Origin of the sequence: Bradyrhizobium sp. (assembly GCF_016462955.1) — a bacterium.
Classification (GTDB): domain Bacteria; phylum Pseudomonadota; class Alphaproteobacteria; order Rhizobiales; family Xanthobacteraceae; genus Bradyrhizobium.
The window spans coordinates 1-16,314 of record NZ_JAEMSD010000105.1 but is presented as its reverse complement, the minus strand read 5'-3'; the positions used below and the strand labels follow the sequence as shown (position 1 = coordinate 16,314).

Genomic DNA, 16,314 nt, shown 5'->3' with positions numbered 1-16,314 from the left:
CGCAGAGCCAGACCAAGGTGATGAACGAGGGGACGGCGACCTACGTCCACTACCGGATCATGACCAAGCTGCACGAGCAGGGCCGCATCACCGACGGCAACTTCCTCGAATTCCTGGGGTCTCACACCAACGTGGTGTTCCAGCCCGAGTTCGACGATCCCCGTTTCTCCGGCTTCAACCCTTACGCGCTCGGCTTTGCCGTGATGCAGGATATCGAGCGCATCGTCACCAGGCCGGAAGACGAGGACCGCGAGTGGTTCCCCGACATTGCCGGCAAGGGCGACGTCATGGGCGTGCTGCGCGACGTCTGGGCCAATTACCGCGACGAGAGCTTCATCGGCCAGTTCTTGAGCCCGAAATTGATGCGGCACTTCCGCATGTTCCACCTGCACGACGATCCCGAGGAGCGTGCCGGCATCCGCGTCGATGCCATCCACGACGAGCGCGGCTTCCGCCGCGTCCGCCGCGAGCTGGCGCGGCAGCACGATGTCGGCTTCATCGACGCCAATATCGAGGTGGTCGACGTCGATCTCGCCGGCAACCGCCGCCTGATCCTGCATCACCACGTCATCAAGGGCTCGCAGCTCAACGAGACCGACGCCAAGCGCGTGCTCCAGCACCTCGCTGATCTCTGGACCTACGACGTCGCGCTGATCGAGGTCGACGCCAACGACAAGGTCCTGCGCGAATACGTCGTCTGCCCGCGCCCGGTCCCGGCCGCCGTGGCCTGAGGCGGTCTACGCGGAGCAAAGAGCGAGCTGCGCATTAATGTGCCCTCGCCCCTTGTGGGAGAGGGCAGCGACGCCGGGAGACACAAACGCACTGGGGTGACGGGTATCGCTCCGCACATTCCCGTGTCGATAGAGACCCCTCATCCGGCGCTTCGCGCCACCTTCTCCCACAAGGGGAGAAGGAAGAGGTTCGTGGCTGCTTCACTATGCGAAACGTTTGGCCGGCTTCTTCTTCGACGCATTCAGCTCCACGGCCTCGCGGATCAGCGCCTTGAACGCCTTCGCGTCGATCGCCTCGCCCTCGCGAATATCGATCGCGCGGCGGACGTTGCCGTCGAGGCTGGAATTGAACAACCCGGTAGGATCCGCCAGCGCTGCGCCCTTGGCGAAGGTCAGCTTCACCACTTGCTTGTAGGTCTCGCCGGTGCAGATGATGCCGTCATGCTCCCACACGGGAACGCCACGCCATTTCCACGCCTCGACGACGTCGGGATCCGCGTCCTTGATCAGGCCGCGGACGCGCGCGAGCATCTCGCCGCGCCAGTCGCCGAGCTCCTTGACCCGGCCGTCGATCAGCTTGGAGGGCGAGGCTGCGTCCGTCACCTTCGCGGCACGCTTCGCAAGTCCTTGTCTCATGACCTCGCCCAGCCTCTTCAGGAGATCGTCGATCCAGTCGAGCCCGTCTGCCAGAACCCGGCCGCCCGGCTGGTCCAAGACTATGCGGCGGCCCCGCATCCCTACGGCCGCAAATACAGATACCCCTGCGACTGCAGCTCGGCCAAACGCACCACGCCGCCATTCTCGGCGTTGACGAAGCCCGGCAGCAGCTCGTTGAGCGTGACGTTCTGCGCCTTCATCGTGTTGCCGCAGGCGGCGAACTCCACGCCGCCCTTGGAGAAATCGCCGACGCGCTTGCTGACGTCAGGATTGGCCTGTGCGGAGTGAAACGCTTTCAGCGCCGGGCCGTGGATCACCAGCGCGATCGTCACGTTCTCGGGGCCGCCGACTCCGTCGATGTGGTTCTGGATGTTGCCGAGCACGAACTGGACCTTCTCGGCGTCGCTGAGATGGTACACGACTTTCAGCTTGGTACCGGCGCTGGCATCGGTCGCGGCTTTTGCGCTCGAAGCGCCGAGCGCTGCACCCAAGGCCGAGACGGCGCTCCACAAGATGCTGCGGCGGTTCATGGCATTCTCCCTGGATTGCCTGGCGTTGCCGCAGGCATATCACTTGTGGCGCAGCGCCGCGAGCTCCTTGCGGTCGGTCACGAGCGAAGCGCACTCGCTGTTGTCGGCGCGGTCGAGCCGGAAAATCTTGTCGTCGGCGCCCGCTGTCAGCGAATGCTCGGCCTCGTCGTCCGGCTTGTTGTTCTGCCAGACCCTGACACGTTCGAGCCGCACGATGGCCGATCTGTCGTCCCTGGAGAGCGCGACCCCAATGCCGCCGCCGTCGCAGTCGACGCCGCAGCCGAGGCGCACCTCGCCGCCGTTCGCTGTGAACACGACGTGGTTGCAGGAGCCGCTGGAGTCGAAATCGCCGCTGCGGTGGCGGTACTTGAAACCAAGGCGGAACGAGGTGTGCAGTTCCTTGTCCTCGGGGTCGACCTCCGCCGAGATCAGCAGCTTCATCGCGGCGACCTTCTGCTTCGGGTGCCGCGCCAGATGGTCGGCATCGTAGCGGCGGACGAAACAGGCATAGGCCTTGTTGCCGGGCCGGCCCGCATACATCCGCGTGTTGAAGGTTTCCGTTTCGGCCCTGCTGGCCTGGCGGATGTCCTCGCCGTCCTCGGCCTGGGCTGCGCCGACGAATGCGGCAAGGGCAAACGGAAGGACAAGGGCAAGCTTCATGGTCGCACCGAACGCCTGGCGGCAATGACCCGCGGGGTGGCGGGCCGGTCTGCCGTTAGTCGCGGCGCCGGCGCTCCACGTTCAAGCGTCCGGTAGGGTCACCGCAGGCTGGCGTTGATCTTGTCCAGCACCGCCGAACCCGGGCAGAGCATGTCGGCTTCCAGCGTGTTGAGCGGGGTCTCGACCGTGTTGAGGTGCTCGTGCAGGTCCTCCGCATCGGGATCGACGTAGAGAAGCCCGGTGACGATCTGGCCCTTGGCGGCGTGGCGCGCGAGGAAGGTCTGGGCGCCTAGCCGGTCGTGCGGGTCGTAGTCGGCGTCGATCTTGCGCAGCGCGATCTTGCTGCCGTCATGTTGCTCGACCATCTGCACCGTGCCCGGCGCGTAGTCCACTGCGAGGGGATCGCGGCCGACCAGCACGTCGAGCCGGTTCACCGCGTCATTGTGCTCGCGGACATAGTCGAAGCTCTTGGTCGAGCCGGCATGGTTGTTGAAGGCGATGCAGGGGCTGATGACGTCGATGAAGGATGCGCCCTTGTGGCGGATCGCGGCTGCGATCAGCGGCACCAGCTGGCTCTTGTCGCCGGAGAAGCTGCGCGCCACGAAGGTCGCCCCTAGCTGCAGCGCCATCGCGACGAGGTCGATGGCGTTGTCGGTGTTGGTGACGCCCTTCTTGCTCTTGGAGCCGCGGTCGGCGGTCGCCGAGAACTGGCCCTTGGTCAGGCCGTAAACGCCGTTGTTCTCCACGATATAGGTCATGTTGACGCCGCGCCGGATCGAATGCGCGAACTGGCCGAAGCCGATCGAGGCGGAATCGCCGTCGCCGGAAACGCCGAGATAGATCAAATCGCGGTTGGCGAGGTTGGCGCCCGTGAGCACCGAGGGCATTCGGCCGTGCACGGAGTTGAAGCCGTGCGAATTGCCGAGGAAATAGTCCGGCGTCTTCGACGAGCAGCCGATGCCGGAGATTTTTGCCACCCGGTGCGGCTCGATCGAAAGCTCGTAGCAGGCCTCGATGATCGAGGCCGTGATCGAATCGTGGCCGCAGCCGGCGCACAGCGTCGAGATCTTGCCCTCGTAGTCGCGATGCGTATAGCCGAGCGCGTTCTTCTTCAGGCCCGGATGATGGAATTTCGGTTTTGCGATGTAGGTCATGTTGCCGGCGCACCTCTCGTGGACGCGACAGCATTGTTACCCGATCTGCAGGAAAATTGATACAGGACCGAGCGGACCAGCGCGGATGCGAACCGGGCTGGCACCATTTCATCTCGCAGTGCAGCAGTTTGCTTGCAGTGCAGAAGTCTACAAATGGGCCTCGCTTTGGAAGGGAGCGATCCCTCGACTTCGGGCTATGACGGTGCCCGGACGCAGGTAATCTCCGTGAAAACGTCGAGGCTGCTCACGTCCTGGAAGTCGTCCGTTCTTGGTCGGAAGCCTGTCGTGTTCAAGTCGACGCGGCCGTCCGTCGCAAACACCGTCGCGTGATCGAATTCCTTGAGCTCGCAGAACTTGTCCGCAATCCGCCGCTGATTGACCACGCTGCAGCGATCACCCGAGATTCCGTCCCCGTGGACGCACCGATCGATATGCCGATCGGATAGCTTGACCCTGGTTCCGCTGAATCTCCGTTCTTCCAGCGCGTTGGTTCGGACAGCCGCAGCGTCCTCCGTCTCGTTTTCGCATCGGACCGCCGAAATGATGTCCGTCCCCCAGGCGTTTTTCCACCCGACCACCTTGTCGAAGATCGAGTGTTCGCCGACGTCGCCTTGCAGTTGGATGTTGCTGGCGTCCCGGAAACCCTTGACCCGACAGAATTCCCTGGCCACGCGCCTTTGCGCAGCCGCCGAGCAGCCGTCTTCGCCAAAGCTCGTTCCCTGCAAGCACCGATCGATGCGCTTGCCCCGATGCTCTACCTCTGCGCCGCTGAAATTGAGGCCCGTCGCGGCTCTCGCCCGGGGGCGCCGCACGCAGGTCACCTCGGTGAATATATCGAGGCTGCTGACGTTGTTGAACTCATTGGTCGACGGGTGAAACCCCGTCGCATTGATCTCCACTGCGAAGTCAGTACTTTCGGACGACGAGCGGTCAAAGCCTTTGAGCTCGCAGAATCTGCTCGCAATCCGTTGCTGGTTTTCTTCGCTGCAGCGGTCACCGATAATCCTGTCGCCATGAACGCAGCGATCCACCCGCCGGCCGCCGACCTTGATCTCGTCTCTGGTGAAAATCTGGGCCTCCAGATCGCCGCTGCTGACGGCCTCGGGATCGGAGCTTCGGCCTTCGCAGGTGACTGAGGAGATGACGTCGGTCCCCCACACGTTCTTCCAGCCGACAACCACATCATATCCGGAATGTTCGCCCCAGGCGCTCTCGGTGGTGATGCCGACACCATGTTGGAAACCCTTGGCCCTGCAGAATGCATCCGCGGCTGCGCCGCGGGATTCAGCCGAGCAGCCATTCTGTCCGAACGGGAGTCCCTGCAGACAGCGATCGACCTTGCGACCCCGGTGGCGCACATTGTCGCCCGAGAACGTCCTGATCTCCGGATCGTTCGGTATGCGGGCATAAAGCTTGTGCAGGCCTTCGATGTCCCGGCTGGTCAGCTGATCGGACGAAAAGGTGCTGTTGCAGGCCGGTGACGTCGGGTCGCGACCGGGGCAAGTGGCGATGCGGACCCAAGTCGAGCAGTCGCCGAAGCCATCGCCGTTCGTGTCCAGCAGGAAATTGTAGTGCATGAGCGAGTCGAAGTCGTAGCCCGTGAGGAGTTCGGCCGAATCGTCGACAATGGCGACCTGTCCAGCATCGATCCAGCCTTCATAGATGCCCTGGAATATGTTGTTGACCGCGCATGACGGATTGCGAGCGATGAACTTGTCTCGATCGGAACGCAGGTGCTCGTGGATGAGTCCGAGCTTGTGTCCGATCTCGTGTTGAATGGTTCCGCTCAGGGCAAAGGCGTCAACCGGTTGCCCGCTGAGCCTGGTACCCTGGATACGAATGATGTTCTCGCCCTGCGCCTTGCCCAGGTCAGTACGGCTTGTGGTGAACGCTTCGGCATTGATGAAGCGGACATAGGTTTCATGGCCGTCGCGCGGAACGAAGCGGAAGATGGTATTCGCTTCATAGAACGCTATGGCATCGGCAAGCGCGTCCCTGCAACAGAAGTTGGAATCGGCCTCGAAGGGAATGATTGCATCGTCCCACAGCGAACCTTTCCCGAACGTGCCGGCCACGCCAGCGGAGAATACGGCGGCGTTGCCTGTTTCGATCGCGGTCCATGGTACTATCAAGTCGCCGTCATAGACATACTGCCCGCCGAACCGGGTCAGCAGCAGGTTCTGGACACCGCGCCCGGTGCGAACTCTGCGACGCTCGAGACTGATTTCGGTGTCGCCGATTTTGACGGAATCAATGACGCCGACAAATTGCGGATTCTGCTTGTGGGCGGCGGCTTGTTGCAGTCGCATTTGCTCGAGCTTTTGCTGAAAGCCTGCGACCGCGCTGCCCAGCCGCGCGTCTATCAGTTTTGTAGCGGGAATAGAGTGAACGGCGATGTTTTGATCGACGATGCTGCGATCGATGCGGCGCAAGGCGTCGGTCTTGAGGACTGCCGTCGCCTTGGTCAACCGCAGCGCCGACAGGCGGGGCTTTGGTGTGACGGTGATGGTCGGAGTGGGCGAGGGGGCGGGCTGGGCCGCCGCCGGCCCGGTCACGACGAGACAAAGAACACAAGCCAGTACAACTGCCTTCATGTCAGTTTCCTCGAAGCGCGCAGGGATCGAATGCCGGACGATCCTCTCACCTTCGAGCTGGTCCGCGTGTGAAGCATTTCGCATCGGAACGCCGAGCGCGGCGCGAGCCCCGCGACAAATTGGCGCGAATGCGCCCTGTCGGCGCCCGGCCGCCGCCTCAGCCCGGCGTTCGTCCGGTAGCTAACTCACCGCCTTTCGCAGCGGGGTCACCTTGAGGTGGTCCTGGTGGTCGCCGATGGCCTTGGCGATGAAGCGGGCGGTGATGGGGGTGCCGTCATAGTGCACGATCGGCACGAGACGCACCGGATCGATGCCGTTTTCGTTGACGATGAGCTGGCGCAGCTGGCTATCGCGGTTCTGCTCGACCACGTAGACGAAATCGTGCTCGGCGAGGAAGCTCGCCACGCTCGAGTGGAACGGGAAGGCGCGGATGCGCAGCCGGTCGAGCTGATGCCCGCGTGTTTCCAACAGGCCGATCGCCTCGTCCATTGCCGGCGAGGTCGAGCCGAAATAGATCACGCCATATTTGGTCGGCCGTTCCGCATTGGCCTGAAGCGGCCGCGGCACTAGGTCCTGCGCGGTCTCGAACTTGCGCACCAGGCGCTGCATGTTGTCGGCATAGACCGAGCCCTCCTCGGAATAGCGCGCATAACGGTCGCGCGAGGTGCCGCGGGTGAAATAGGAGCCCTTGGTCGGGTGCGTGCCGGGATAGGTGCGGTAGGGAATGCCGTCGCCATCGACGTCGAGATAACGGCCGAAGTCGCGGCCCTCGTCCAGCATCTCTGCGGTCATCACCTTGCCGCGATCATATTGCTTGGCATCGTCCCATTTCAGCGGACGGCAGAGCCGGTGGTTCATGCCGATGTCGAGATCGAGCATCAGGAAGATCGTGGTCTGAAGCCGCTCGGCAAGGTCGAAGGCGGCCGCCGCGAACTCGAAGGCTTCGGCGGGATCTTCCGGGAACAGCAGCACATGCTTGGTATCGCCATGCGACGCATAGGCGCAGGCGATGATGTCGCATTGCTGGGTGCGGGTCGGCATGCCCGTCGAGGGGCCGGCGCGCTGGATGTTCATGATCACGGCCGGAATCTCGGCGAAGTAGGAGAGGCCGATGAACTCGGTCATCAGCGAGATGCCGGGGCCGGAGGTCGCGGTGAAGGCGCGGGCGCCGTTCCAGGATGCGCCGATCACGATGCCGATCGAGGCCAGCTCGTCCTCGCCCTGCACGATCGCGTACTTCGCCTTGCCCGTCTCAGGATCGTGCCGGTACTTCTTGCAATGGGCAGTGAAGGCCTCCGCAACGGAAGAGGACGGCGTGATCGGATACCACGCGCACACCGTGGCCCCGCCATAGACCGCGCCGAGCGCGGCGGCGCTGTTGCCTTCGATGAAAATGCGGTCGCCGACCTTGTCGGACTTCCTCACGCGAAGCCCGATCGGGCATTTCAGGTTCGAGAGCGCCCAGTCGCGGCCGAGATGGAGCGCGTGGACGTTGGAGGAGAGCAGCTTCTCTTTGCCCTTGTACTGCTCGCCGATCAGCTGCTCGATCAGCTTCGGGTCCATGTCGAGCAGCGCACTGAGCGCGCCCAAATAGATGATGTTCTTGAACAGCTGGCGCTGGCGCGGGTCGGTATAGGTGGAGTTGGTGATCGCGGTGAGCGGCACGCCGATCACGGTGATGTCGTCGCGGAATTTGGTCGACGGCATCGGCTTGGTGGAATCGTAGAACAGGTAGCCTCCGGGCTCGATGCCGGCGACGTCCTTGTCCCAGGTCTGCGGGTTCATCGCCACCATCATGTCGACGCCGCCGCGGGCGCCGAGATGGCCGTCTTCGGTGACCCGCACCTCGTACCAGGTCGGCAGGCCCTGGATGTTGGACGGGAAGATGTTGCGCGGGGACACCGGCACGCCGTGGCGCAGGATGGCGCGGGCGAACATCTCGTTGGCGCTGGCCGAGCCCGAGCCGTTGACGTTGGCGAAGCGGACGACGAAGTCGTTTACGCTGCTGATCGGCTTTTTGTCGGACATGTCGAACCTGCGTGGGTCATCTCGATGAAATATTTCTGCATGTCCCAGGCTCCGGTGGGACAGCGCTCGGCGCACAGCCCGCAATGCAGGCAGACATCCTCGTCCTTGACCATCACCCGTCCGGTCTTCAGATCGGAGGAAACGTAGAGGTCCTGGTCGGGGTGCAGCGATGGCGCCTTCAGGCGATGGCGCAAATCGTCTTCCTCGCCGTTGGCGGTGAAGGTGATGCAGTCCATCGGGCAGATGTCGACGCAGGCGTCGCACTCGATGCAGAGCGAGGTCGAGAATACGGTCTGCACGTCGCAGTTCAGGCAGCGATGCGCTTCGCCGAGCGCCAGCTTGACGTCGTAGCCGAGCTCGACCTCGGCGCGGATGTCCTTGAGCGCAACCACCTTGTCGCGATGCGGCACCTTGTAGCGCTTGTCGAGCGAGATGTCGTTGTCATAGCTCCATTCGTGGATGCCCATCTTCTGGGACGAGACCTGCACGTCGGGCAGGGGACGCTCGCTGACGTCTTCGCCCGACAGCATCTTGTGGATCGACAGCGCGGCGTCGTGGCCGTGCGCGACCGCCCAGATGATGTTCTTGGGGCCGAATGCCGCGTCGCCGCCGAAGAACACCTTCGGGTTGGTCGAGGCGAAGGTCTTGGGATCGACCTTGGGCATGTGCCATTTGTCGAACTCGATGCCGCAGTCCTGCTCGATCCAGGGGAAGGCGTTCTCCTGTCCCACAGCGACCAGCACGTCGTCGCAGGCGATGGTCTGGTCAGGCTCGCCGGCGGGAACGAGATTGCGCCGTCCCTTGGCGTCGTACTCGGCCTTCACCTTCTGGAAGGTGACGCCGGTGAGCTTGCCACCCTCGTGCACGAAGGCGACCGGGACCATGAAGTTGAGGATCGGAATATCCTCGTGGAGCGCATCCTCCTTCTCCCAGGGCGAGGCCTTCATCTCCTCGAAGCCGGAGCGCACGATCACCTTGACGTCCTCGCCGCCGAGGCGGCGGGCGGTTCGGCAGCAATCCATCGCGGTGTTGCCGCCGCCGAGCACGATGACGCGCTTGCCGACCTTGTCGATGTGGCCGAACGAGACCGAGGCCAGCCATTCGATGCCGATATGGACGTTGCTGGCTGCCTCCTTGCGGCCGGGAATGTCGAGCTCGCGGCCGCGCGGCGCGCCGGAACCGACGAAGATCGCGTCATATTTCTCCGCGAGCAGCGCCTTCATGCTCTCGATGCGGTGTCCGCCCTTGAAATCGACGCCGAGACCCAGGATGTAGCCGGTCTCCTCGTCGATCACCGAATTGGGCAGGCGGAATTTCGGGATCTGCGTGCGCATCATGCCGCCGGCTTCCGGATCGGCATCGAACACGGTGCAGTGATAGCCGAGCGGCGCAAGGTCGCGCGCCACCGTCAGCGAGGCGGGGCCGCCACCGACCAGCGCGATGCGCTTGCCGTTTTTCGGCGCGGGCCTTGGCAGCCTCTGCTTGATGTCGTCCTTGAAATCGGCGGCGACGCGCTTGAGGCGGCAGATCGCCACGGGAGTCTCCTCGACGCGTCCACGCCGGCAAGCTGGCTCGCATGGACGGTCGCAGGTGCGTCCCAGGATTCCTGGAAACACGTTCGATTTCCAATTGATCATGTAGGCGTCGCTGTAGCGGCCCTGGGCGATCAGTCGGATGTATTCGGGAACGGGGGTGTGCGCTGGACAGGCCCATTGGCAATCGACCACTTTGTGAAAGTAGTCGGGGGCCGCGATATCGGTCGGTTTCATTCCTACCCTGTCCGCGCAGGCTCAACGACCCCGCGGCCTTTTTTGGTTGAGCATGGCGGACGCTTAACGCGTCTCGATCTGGTTTCTGAATGACCTCATCGAGTTAGCTTATTAGAACCGTTCCGAAGTACAACGGCAAATTTGCGCGGCTTCTGCCTTTCATGGGAGCTACGCGCACACAGCATTAACGCCGACCGAGAGATGCGTGCGGTGCAGCATCACTCTCCGTCATTCCGGGTCGCGCCGATAGGCGCGAGCCCGGAGTCCATCGGACTGCGAGTCAGTGGACAAATGGATTCCGGGCTCGTCGCTACGCGCCGCCCCGGAATGACAGAAGAGAGGCGCACGCCTGCCTCCACATCGCAATTGTGAGATCAGCCCCGCGCGATGTCGCTCTTCGCGAGGTCCCACATCAGACAGTAGGTGCCGACGGAGACGGGAAGCGGGAAGGGCGCCGCTGCAGGACCCGTGAAGCGCTCGGCGATCACGGCCGAGACCGCGCCGACATGCGTGCCGTCGATCAGCACGAACCAGTCGCGCGCGCCCTCGTTGCGCACCGCCGGAATATCCGCCGTCGCGCCGGACAATTCGGGTTCGCTTTCGAGCAGATGCATGGAGATGATGCCGTCGTGCGTCTCCGGCGCCAGCTTTTCTTGCAGTGCATCACGCCATGCGCCGGCAGTGTCGCGGGTCGGGCGCAGCCGTACCACCCCGAGTGCGGCGCCGCGGCCGGTGCCCTTGCTGATGGTGATACGCGCGACAACGCGCAGCATGTCCTTGAAATGCGCCATGCTCCGCCGTGACCATTCGGTCTGGTTGGCGAGCCGCGCCCGGTAGGCGGGGCTGTCGAGCACGTCGAGCGTTTCGGTCGAGTACAGCGAGAGATATTTGGGATTGGCGGCATGCGCGACATAGCGCCGCGCTTCCAGAAATCCGTCGATCGCGACGCGCTCTTCCAGATGCTCGCGATCGTACCAGCGGTTGAAATCGGCTTCGTCGGCTGCATCGACATTCATCGACGTCAGCAGCATGCCTTTTCCGGCGAGCGGCATTGTTCTTGTCCTTTCATGCTCACCCCTCATAGTGAGGAGCGCGTCTTCGCGCGTCTCGAACCATGAAGGCCCGGCTGCCGCATCTCGGCCTTCATCCTTCGAGACGCGCGCGTGGGCGCGCTCCTCAGGATGAGGGGATAGACCTAGCGCGAAATCTTCGATGCGAGGTCGGCGATCGACTTCATGACCGCGTCCCTCACGCCGCCATCATAGAGCGAATGTCCGGCTTCTTCCACGATGCGAAGCTCGGAACCCGGCCATACTTTCGCAAGGGCCTGTGCAGTTGCGGGAGGACACAACAGATCATAGCGCCCTTGCACGATGATGCCGCGGATGCCGGCGAGCCGGCCCGCATTGCGCAGCAGCTGGTTCTCGCTCATGAAGCTGTCGTTGATGAAGTAATGCGCTTCCATGAACGGCGTCGCCGGCAGCGTGCGCCAGACGTTCAGCGAGGCCAGGTCGAGCCGTGTTTTCGCCGGCTTGTGCTCCGACAGGGCCCGCTCGGTGTCGTGCCAGGCGCGGGCCGCAGGTCCGTGAACGGCCGGATCGGGATCGAGGATGCGGCGGTAATAGGCCTGCACCGGATGCGCGCGCTCCTCGGGCGTCAGCACGCTGAGAAAATCCTCGTACAGCGCGGGATAGAATTGCGGCAGGCGCACCGTGAATGCCGTCTCCACCTCGGCCCGCGTGCCGAGAAAGGTCGCGCGCAGCGCGATGCCCGAGACGCGCTCGGGATGGGCCTGCGCATAGGCCAGCGCCAGCGTCGCGCCCCAGGAGCCGCCGACCACCATCCAGCGCGCGACGCCGAATTTTTCGCGGATTATCTCCATGTCCGCGATCAGATGCGTGGTGGTGTTGTGCGCGCGCGATCCCTTGGGCCGGCTGCGGCCGCAACCGCGCTGGTCTAACAGCACGGCGCGGAAGCGCTCGGGATCGAACAGCCGGCGATGGTCGGGCTGGCAGCCGCTGCCGGGCCCGCCGTGCAGATAGATCGCGGGGATGCCGTCGCTGCAGCCGACACTCTCGACGTAGATCTCGTGGCCGTCGCCGACATCGAGCATCTCGGAGGTCAGCGGCGCAAAGGGATCAGCACGTTTGACCGAGCTGGCCGCGTCGGCGTCAGGCATCATTCCCGGATTCCAGAGTGCCGCCGGCGAAGTTGCGATAGAGGAAGCGGCTGGTCTCGCCCCCGGCCTCGGCTTCCGCCTGCTTGAAGATGGTCTCGTGCAGCGGCGACAGCGCGCAGGCCGGATCGGTGTTGGCGGCGTCCCCGGTCAGCGCGAAGGCCTGGCAGCGGCAGCCGCCGAAATCGATCTCGCGGAATTCGCAGGACTTGCACGGCTCCTTCATCCAGCCGGTGCCGCGATAGCGGTTAAAGGCCTCGGAGTTCTGCCAGATCCAGGCGATCGAATGGTTGGAGCGCACGGATTCGAAATCGAGCCCGGTGATGCTCTCGGCGGCGTGGCAGGGCAGCACCTTGCCGGCCGGCGAGATGTTGAAGAACTGCCGGCCCCAGCCGCCCATGCATTTCTTCGGCCGCAGCGCGTAATAATCCGGCACGACATAGTCGATTGTCAGCCGTCCCTTCAGCCGCTCGCGCGCCTCCACGACGGTGCGAGTGCATTTGTCGAGCTGCGCCACGGTCGGCATCAAGGCGGCGCGGTTCTTCAGCGCCCAGCCGTAATACTGCACGTTGGCGACCTCGAGCCGGTCGGCGTCGAGGTCGAGCGCCATCTGGATCATGTCGGGCAGCTGATGCAGATTCTGCCGATGCATCACCGCATTCACGGTGAGCGGCAGGTCCAGCTCGCGAGTCCACCTCGCGACCTCGAGCTTCTTGCGGTGGCCGCCCTTGTAGCCGCCGACGCGATCAGCGAGCCCTTCCTCGATGCCCTGGAACGAGATCTGGACATGGCAGAGCCCGGCGTCGGCCAAATCGCTCAGGCGCTCGCGGGTCAGCAGCACGGCAGAGGTGATGAGGTTGGTGTAGAGCCCGACGTCGCTGGCGTGCTTCACCAGCTCGACCAGGTCCTTGCGCGCGGTCGGCTCGCCGCCGGAGAAATGCACCTGCAGCACGCCGATCTCGGCGAGCTCGGTCAGCACCTTCTTCCATTCCGCCGTGGTCAGCTCCTTGGCCGAGCGGTCGAGCTCGACCGGGTTGGAGCAATAGGGGCATTGCAGCGGGCAGCGATGGGTGATCTCGAGCAGCACGGCAAGCGGAATGCCGAAGGTCTCCGCCGTCGAGCGCTGCTTCTCAAGCACCGCGAGGCTGTCGCTGGGCGGGATGGTCACGTCGCTCATGACGTCTTCTCCCTGATCTCGGTGAGAAAGCCCTTGTCGGCGAGATCCTGCAGCATGGCGATGACGTCGGTGAGGATCGCCTCGCGCGGCGCGGCGTATTTCGCAGCCAGTTGATCGGCAACGTCGCCGACGCTGCGCTTGCCGTCGCAGAGCTGCAGCACCTCGACCGCGATCTCGTCCGGCGCCAGCACGCGTTCCGGCGCCAGGATCACCCAGACCTGCCGCGTCTCGTCATATTTCAGCTTGGCATGCCGCGGCAGCACGGGGCGGCTTGCCTCGCTGACGCTGATGTGACGCGGCCCGGCCATCTCAGTTCCTCTTCAGCTCGCTTTGGGCACGAACGCGCCCGGCGGAATGTGGCCCTCGACATAGGCGTGCTGCAGCGCGTCCAGCTGCACCCACAGCACGTTGGTCTTGAAGATCAGCGCGTTGCAGACCTGCGCGCGCTGCTCCGGCGTCGTCGCGTGCGTCCTGACGTAGTCCAGCGCGAAATTGGCATCGCGCGGTGCCTGCGTTAGCCGGCGCTTGAAGTAGCTCATGATGTCGGGGTTGACGAAATCGTAATGCTCCAGCATGCCGGCGATGCGTTCTTCATGCAGGTTCGGCGCGAACAGCTCGGTGAGCGAGGAGGCGATCGCCTCCAGCGGGCTCTTCTCGCGGCAGTAATGGACATAGGCTTCGACCGCAAAGCGCGTCGCCGGCAGGATGCCTTCGGTGGATTCCACGTAGGCGGTGTCGAGCCCGAGCCCCTCGGTCAGCTTGAGCCAGCGCTCGATGCCGCCTTCGCTGCCGACGTCGCCGTCATGGTCCTCGATGCGGTGGCGCCATTCCAGCCGCGTGGCGCGGTCGCGGAACCGCGAGATCACCACCGCGTCCTTGATCGGGATGGTGCTCTGGTAATAGTAGCGGTTGAGTGCCCAGGCCTGCACCTGGCCCTTGTTCAGCTTGCCGCCATGCAGAAGCTTATGGAACGGATGCAGGCTGTGGTAGCGCGTCGCGCCGATATGGCGCAGCGCCGCCTCGAGCTCCGCGGCGCTCGTCAGCCGGATGTCCTTGCCGATCGAGAGCGCGGTCATTCCAGTCAGTGATGCGGCGTTCACAGCACGATCTCCGTTCCATCCGCCGGTATCTGCCAGCCCGCCTGCTCGGCGGCCTTGCGCTCGGGCGAGCCGGGCAGCAGCGCCGGGTTCGAGTTATTGATATGCAGAAACAGCTTCCTGTCGAGTGTGAGGTCGGCCAGCCGCGCGATGGCGCCGTCCGCGCCGGACATCGCGACATGGCCCATGCTCTTGCCGGTCTTGTGGCCGAGGCCGGCCTTGATCATCTCGTCGTCCTGCCAGACCGTGCCGTCGAAGAACACCAGCGCGGCGCCGTCGATCTCGGCCTTGAGCGCGTCAGTCACCTCGGCGCAGGCGGCGATGAAGTAGAAATATCGGCCGGTCGACTTGTCGGTGATCTTCAGGCCGAGCGTATCGCCGTCGCCGCTGTTGCCGCCGGGATGCGCCTTGCCTTCCAGGTACCAGGCTGACTTGCCCGCGACCGCGAAGGGCAGCACTTCCAGTCCGGAACGCGCGCCGTCGGTGAGGCGCGGCTCGAACGGCTCGCCGATGGCGATCGGCTGGCGCCGCACGTGCTTCTCGTTGAGCACGTTGAAGATGCTGTTGCTGGCCAGGATCGCCAGCACCTTCTCATGCGCGTAGATCGTGAATGGCGAACTCTCGCGCATCGACAGCAGGCCCGCCACCGCATCCACTTCGCTGTTGGTCAGGATCACGCCTGCGACAGGCGTATGGCGCAGCACTCCCTCCCTGGGGTGCAGTTGCGGCGTGGCGTTCAATTGCTGGCGCAGGTCGGGGGAGGCGTTGATCAGGAACCAATTCTGGCCGTCGCCGCTGAAGGCAACCGAGGCCTGCGTCCGGTGCAGCTCAGGCCCGCCATTGCGGGCCGCCCGGCAGCCCTCGCAGCCGCAATTCCACTGGGGAACTCCGCCGCCGGCTGCGGCGCCCAGGACGACGACGCGAAGCATGATCCGTCTCCTGGCGGGCAAATTTGCGAGGTGGATCTCAGGCCGACACAATCCTGTTGTCCGGAAAACGCATCGTGACCGAACGAATGCGGAGCCGAAAGATCCACCTGCGCAGAACGCGTTTCCACCAACCGCTTACTTGCGGGTGGCGCTCACATACATGTTGATTTCCATGCCGCAGGGCACTTCGACGATCTTGGGGGCTTTCCAGGCCATTTCGGCTCTCCATCTCTTTGCGAATTCGGGACGTATCCGCCCGCTTGTTAAACTAATGCCGGCGGAAAAGTTCGCCAGTGAAATTTTCCCGACCTCGGTCGTAGCCGGCAGAATTGCTGCACTGCAAAGAGAGCGTCTTGCATCCTTGGAAATGTACCAGTTCATTCGCAGAATTGCCGATAGGTCGTGATCCCTGTCGGGATAAACGAGTTGTGAGTGCGGAACGGCTTCACTTCGGGGACAGGGACCCTATTGGATCAGGCATGCCCAGATATTTCTTCAACACCCGTATCGGCGACGAATTGATCGTGGATCCTGAAGGCGAGGACCTGCGCAACCCCGATCGCGCCTGGGAGGTCGCGCGCCAGATGATCCTGGAGGTGGTGAAGTCAGAAGGCGCCCAGCGGGCGCTGCTGGATGCTGTGATCGAGGTGACCGACGCCGAAGGCGAGATCGTGCTCGAGTTCCCCTTCACCGAGGCGCTGCTGGACCTGCCGGATCCGTCGGCGACAAGGCATTAGCTGTCGAGATCGTAGTGAGACTCGGCCGCGGCGGCGGTGCGCTCCCTCCCCCGCTTGCGGGGGAGGGTTGGGGAG

16 protein-coding genes are annotated in these 16,314 nt (G+C 64.0%); 2 read left to right on the top strand and 14 right to left on the bottom strand.

All coding sequences use genetic code 11. The features are described from left to right. Positions 1-731, top strand: a 731-nt coding sequence (locus JHD07_RS13750; protein WP_291622940.1) for a SpoVR family protein, incomplete at its 5' end; no start/stop codon positions are given. Positions 732-935: 204 nt separating this feature from the next. Here the strand turns inward: JHD07_RS13750 and JHD07_RS13745 are convergent. The 14 genes from JHD07_RS13745 to pqqA all read right to left on the bottom strand — a co-directional run bounded on the left by JHD07_RS13745 (position 936) and on the right by pqqA (position 15,718). Next, a complete protein-coding gene (locus JHD07_RS13745; protein WP_291622990.1) occupies positions 936-1,367 on the bottom strand; it encodes a DUF1801 domain-containing protein in 432 nt (143 codons plus the stop codon). Positions 1,368-1,468: 101 nt separating this feature from the next. Continuing rightward, positions 1,469-1,918: a DsrE family protein gene (locus JHD07_RS13740; protein WP_291622938.1), complete on the bottom strand. Its 450-nt coding sequence runs from the start codon at positions 1,916-1,918 to the stop codon at positions 1,469-1,471. A 39-nt stretch (positions 1,919-1,957) separates the two neighbouring features. Next, on the bottom strand, positions 1,958-2,578 hold the full coding sequence (locus JHD07_RS13735; protein ID WP_291622936.1) for a hypothetical protein: 621 nt from the start codon (positions 2,576-2,578) through the stop codon (positions 1,958-1,960). A gap of 98 nt (positions 2,579-2,676) precedes the next feature. Continuing rightward, complete coding sequence (locus JHD07_RS13730; RefSeq protein WP_291622934.1) at positions 2,677-3,732, bottom strand: 2-oxoacid:ferredoxin oxidoreductase subunit beta; 1,056 nt, start codon at positions 3,730-3,732, stop codon at positions 2,677-2,679. Between the two features lie 194 nt (positions 3,733-3,926). Then, positions 3,927-6,326 carry a M12 family metallopeptidase gene (locus tag JHD07_RS13725; RefSeq protein ID WP_291622932.1) on the bottom strand — a complete coding sequence of 800 codons (2,400 nt, stop codon included), beginning with the start codon at positions 6,324-6,326 and terminating at the stop codon, positions 3,927-3,929. Between the two features lie 180 nt (positions 6,327-6,506). Next, complete coding sequence (locus JHD07_RS13720) at positions 6,507-8,354, bottom strand: 2-oxoacid:acceptor oxidoreductase subunit alpha (protein ID WP_291622930.1); 1,848 nt, start codon at positions 8,352-8,354, stop codon at positions 6,507-6,509. Then, complete coding sequence (locus JHD07_RS13715) at positions 8,324-10,123, bottom strand: FAD-dependent oxidoreductase (protein ID WP_291622928.1); 1,800 nt, start codon at positions 10,121-10,123, stop codon at positions 8,324-8,326. Before JHD07_RS13715 ends, JHD07_RS13720 begins: the two co-directional genes overlap by 31 nt. Before the next feature lie 374 nt (positions 10,124-10,497). Continuing rightward, on the bottom strand, positions 10,498-11,175 hold the full coding sequence (locus tag JHD07_RS13710) for a DUF4286 family protein (RefSeq protein ID WP_291622926.1): 678 nt from the start codon (positions 11,173-11,175) through the stop codon (positions 10,498-10,500). Between the two features lie 143 nt (positions 11,176-11,318). Then, positions 11,319-12,305: a prolyl aminopeptidase gene (gene pip / locus JHD07_RS13705; RefSeq protein ID WP_291622924.1), complete on the bottom strand. Its 987-nt coding sequence runs from the start codon at positions 12,303-12,305 to the stop codon at positions 11,319-11,321. After that, positions 12,295-13,476, bottom strand: coding sequence for a pyrroloquinoline quinone biosynthesis protein PqqE (gene pqqE, locus JHD07_RS13700; protein ID WP_291622922.1), 1,182 nt, complete (start codon positions 13,474-13,476; stop codon positions 12,295-12,297). Before pqqE ends, pip begins: the two co-directional genes overlap by 11 nt. Continuing rightward, positions 13,473-13,784, bottom strand: a complete 312-nt coding sequence (pqqD, locus tag JHD07_RS13695; protein ID WP_291622920.1) for a pyrroloquinoline quinone biosynthesis peptide chaperone PqqD — start codon at positions 13,782-13,784, stop codon at positions 13,473-13,475. The genes pqqE and pqqD overlap by 4 nt, the downstream gene beginning before the upstream one ends. A 12-nt stretch (positions 13,785-13,796) precedes the next feature. Continuing rightward, positions 13,797-14,576: a pyrroloquinoline-quinone synthase PqqC gene (gene pqqC / locus JHD07_RS13690; RefSeq protein WP_291622918.1), complete on the bottom strand. Its 780-nt coding sequence runs from the start codon at positions 14,574-14,576 to the stop codon at positions 13,797-13,799. Then, on the bottom strand, positions 14,573-15,502 hold the full coding sequence (gene pqqB / locus JHD07_RS13685; protein WP_291622916.1) for a pyrroloquinoline quinone biosynthesis protein PqqB: 930 nt from the start codon (positions 15,500-15,502) through the stop codon (positions 14,573-14,575). The genes pqqC and pqqB overlap by 4 nt, the downstream gene beginning before the upstream one ends. Positions 15,503-15,637: 135 nt before the next feature. Next, positions 15,638-15,718 (bottom strand): pyrroloquinoline quinone precursor peptide PqqA, encoded by an 81-nt coding sequence (gene pqqA / locus JHD07_RS13680; protein WP_007595659.1) that lies wholly within the window; start codon positions 15,716-15,718, stop codon positions 15,638-15,640. 263 nt (positions 15,719-15,981) lie between these two features. Here pqqA and JHD07_RS13675 point away from each other — a divergent pair, with 263 nt between their 5' ends. Next, on the top strand, positions 15,982-16,239 hold the full coding sequence (locus JHD07_RS13675; RefSeq protein ID WP_291622914.1) for a hypothetical protein: 258 nt from the start codon (positions 15,982-15,984) through the stop codon (positions 16,237-16,239). Positions 16,240-16,314 lie beyond the last annotated feature (75 nt).

Bases quoted from the DNA above. Each gene is read 5' to 3' on its own strand.
- JHD07_RS13710 (WP_291622926.1), bottom strand. From the start codon at position 11,175: ATGCCGCTCGCCGGAAAAGGCATGCTGCTGACGTCGATGAATGTCGAT.
- JHD07_RS13725 (WP_291622932.1), bottom strand. From the start codon at position 6,326: ATGAAGGCAGTTGTACTGGCTTGTGTTCTTTGTCTCGTCGTGACCGGG.
- pqqE (WP_291622922.1), bottom strand. From the start codon at position 13,476: ATGAGCGACGTGACCATCCCGCCCAGCGACAGCCTCGCGGTGCTTGAG.
- pqqB (WP_291622916.1), bottom strand. From the start codon at position 15,502: ATGCTTCGCGTCGTCGTCCTGGGCGCCGCAGCCGGCGGCGGAGTTCCC.
- JHD07_RS13735 (WP_291622936.1), bottom strand. From the start codon at position 2,578: ATGAAGCTTGCCCTTGTCCTTCCGTTTGCCCTTGCCGCATTCGTCGGC.
- pip (WP_291622924.1), bottom strand. From the start codon at position 12,305: ATGATGCCTGACGCCGACGCGGCCAGCTCGGTCAAACGTGCTGATCCC.
- JHD07_RS13745 (WP_291622990.1), bottom strand. From the start codon at position 1,367: ATGAGACAAGGACTTGCGAAGCGTGCCGCGAAGGTGACGGACGCAGCC.
- JHD07_RS13730 (WP_291622934.1), bottom strand. From the start codon at position 3,732: ATGACCTACATCGCAAAACCGAAATTCCATCATCCGGGCCTGAAGAAG.
- pqqA (WP_007595659.1), bottom strand. From the start codon at position 15,718: ATGGCCTGGAAAGCCCCCAAGATCGTCGAAGTGCCCTGCGGCATGGAA.
- JHD07_RS13675 (WP_291622914.1), top strand. From the start codon at position 15,982: ATGCCCAGATATTTCTTCAACACCCGTATCGGCGACGAATTGATCGTG.
- JHD07_RS13720 (WP_291622930.1), bottom strand. From the start codon at position 8,354: ATGTCCGACAAAAAGCCGATCAGCAGCGTAAACGACTTCGTCGTCCGC.
- pqqD (WP_291622920.1), bottom strand. From the start codon at position 13,784: ATGGCCGGGCCGCGTCACATCAGCGTCAGCGAGGCAAGCCGCCCCGTG.
- JHD07_RS13715 (WP_291622928.1), bottom strand. From the start codon at position 10,123: ATGAAACCGACCGATATCGCGGCCCCCGACTACTTTCACAAAGTGGTC.
- JHD07_RS13740 (WP_291622938.1), bottom strand. From the start codon at position 1,918: ATGAACCGCCGCAGCATCTTGTGGAGCGCCGTCTCGGCCTTGGGTGCA.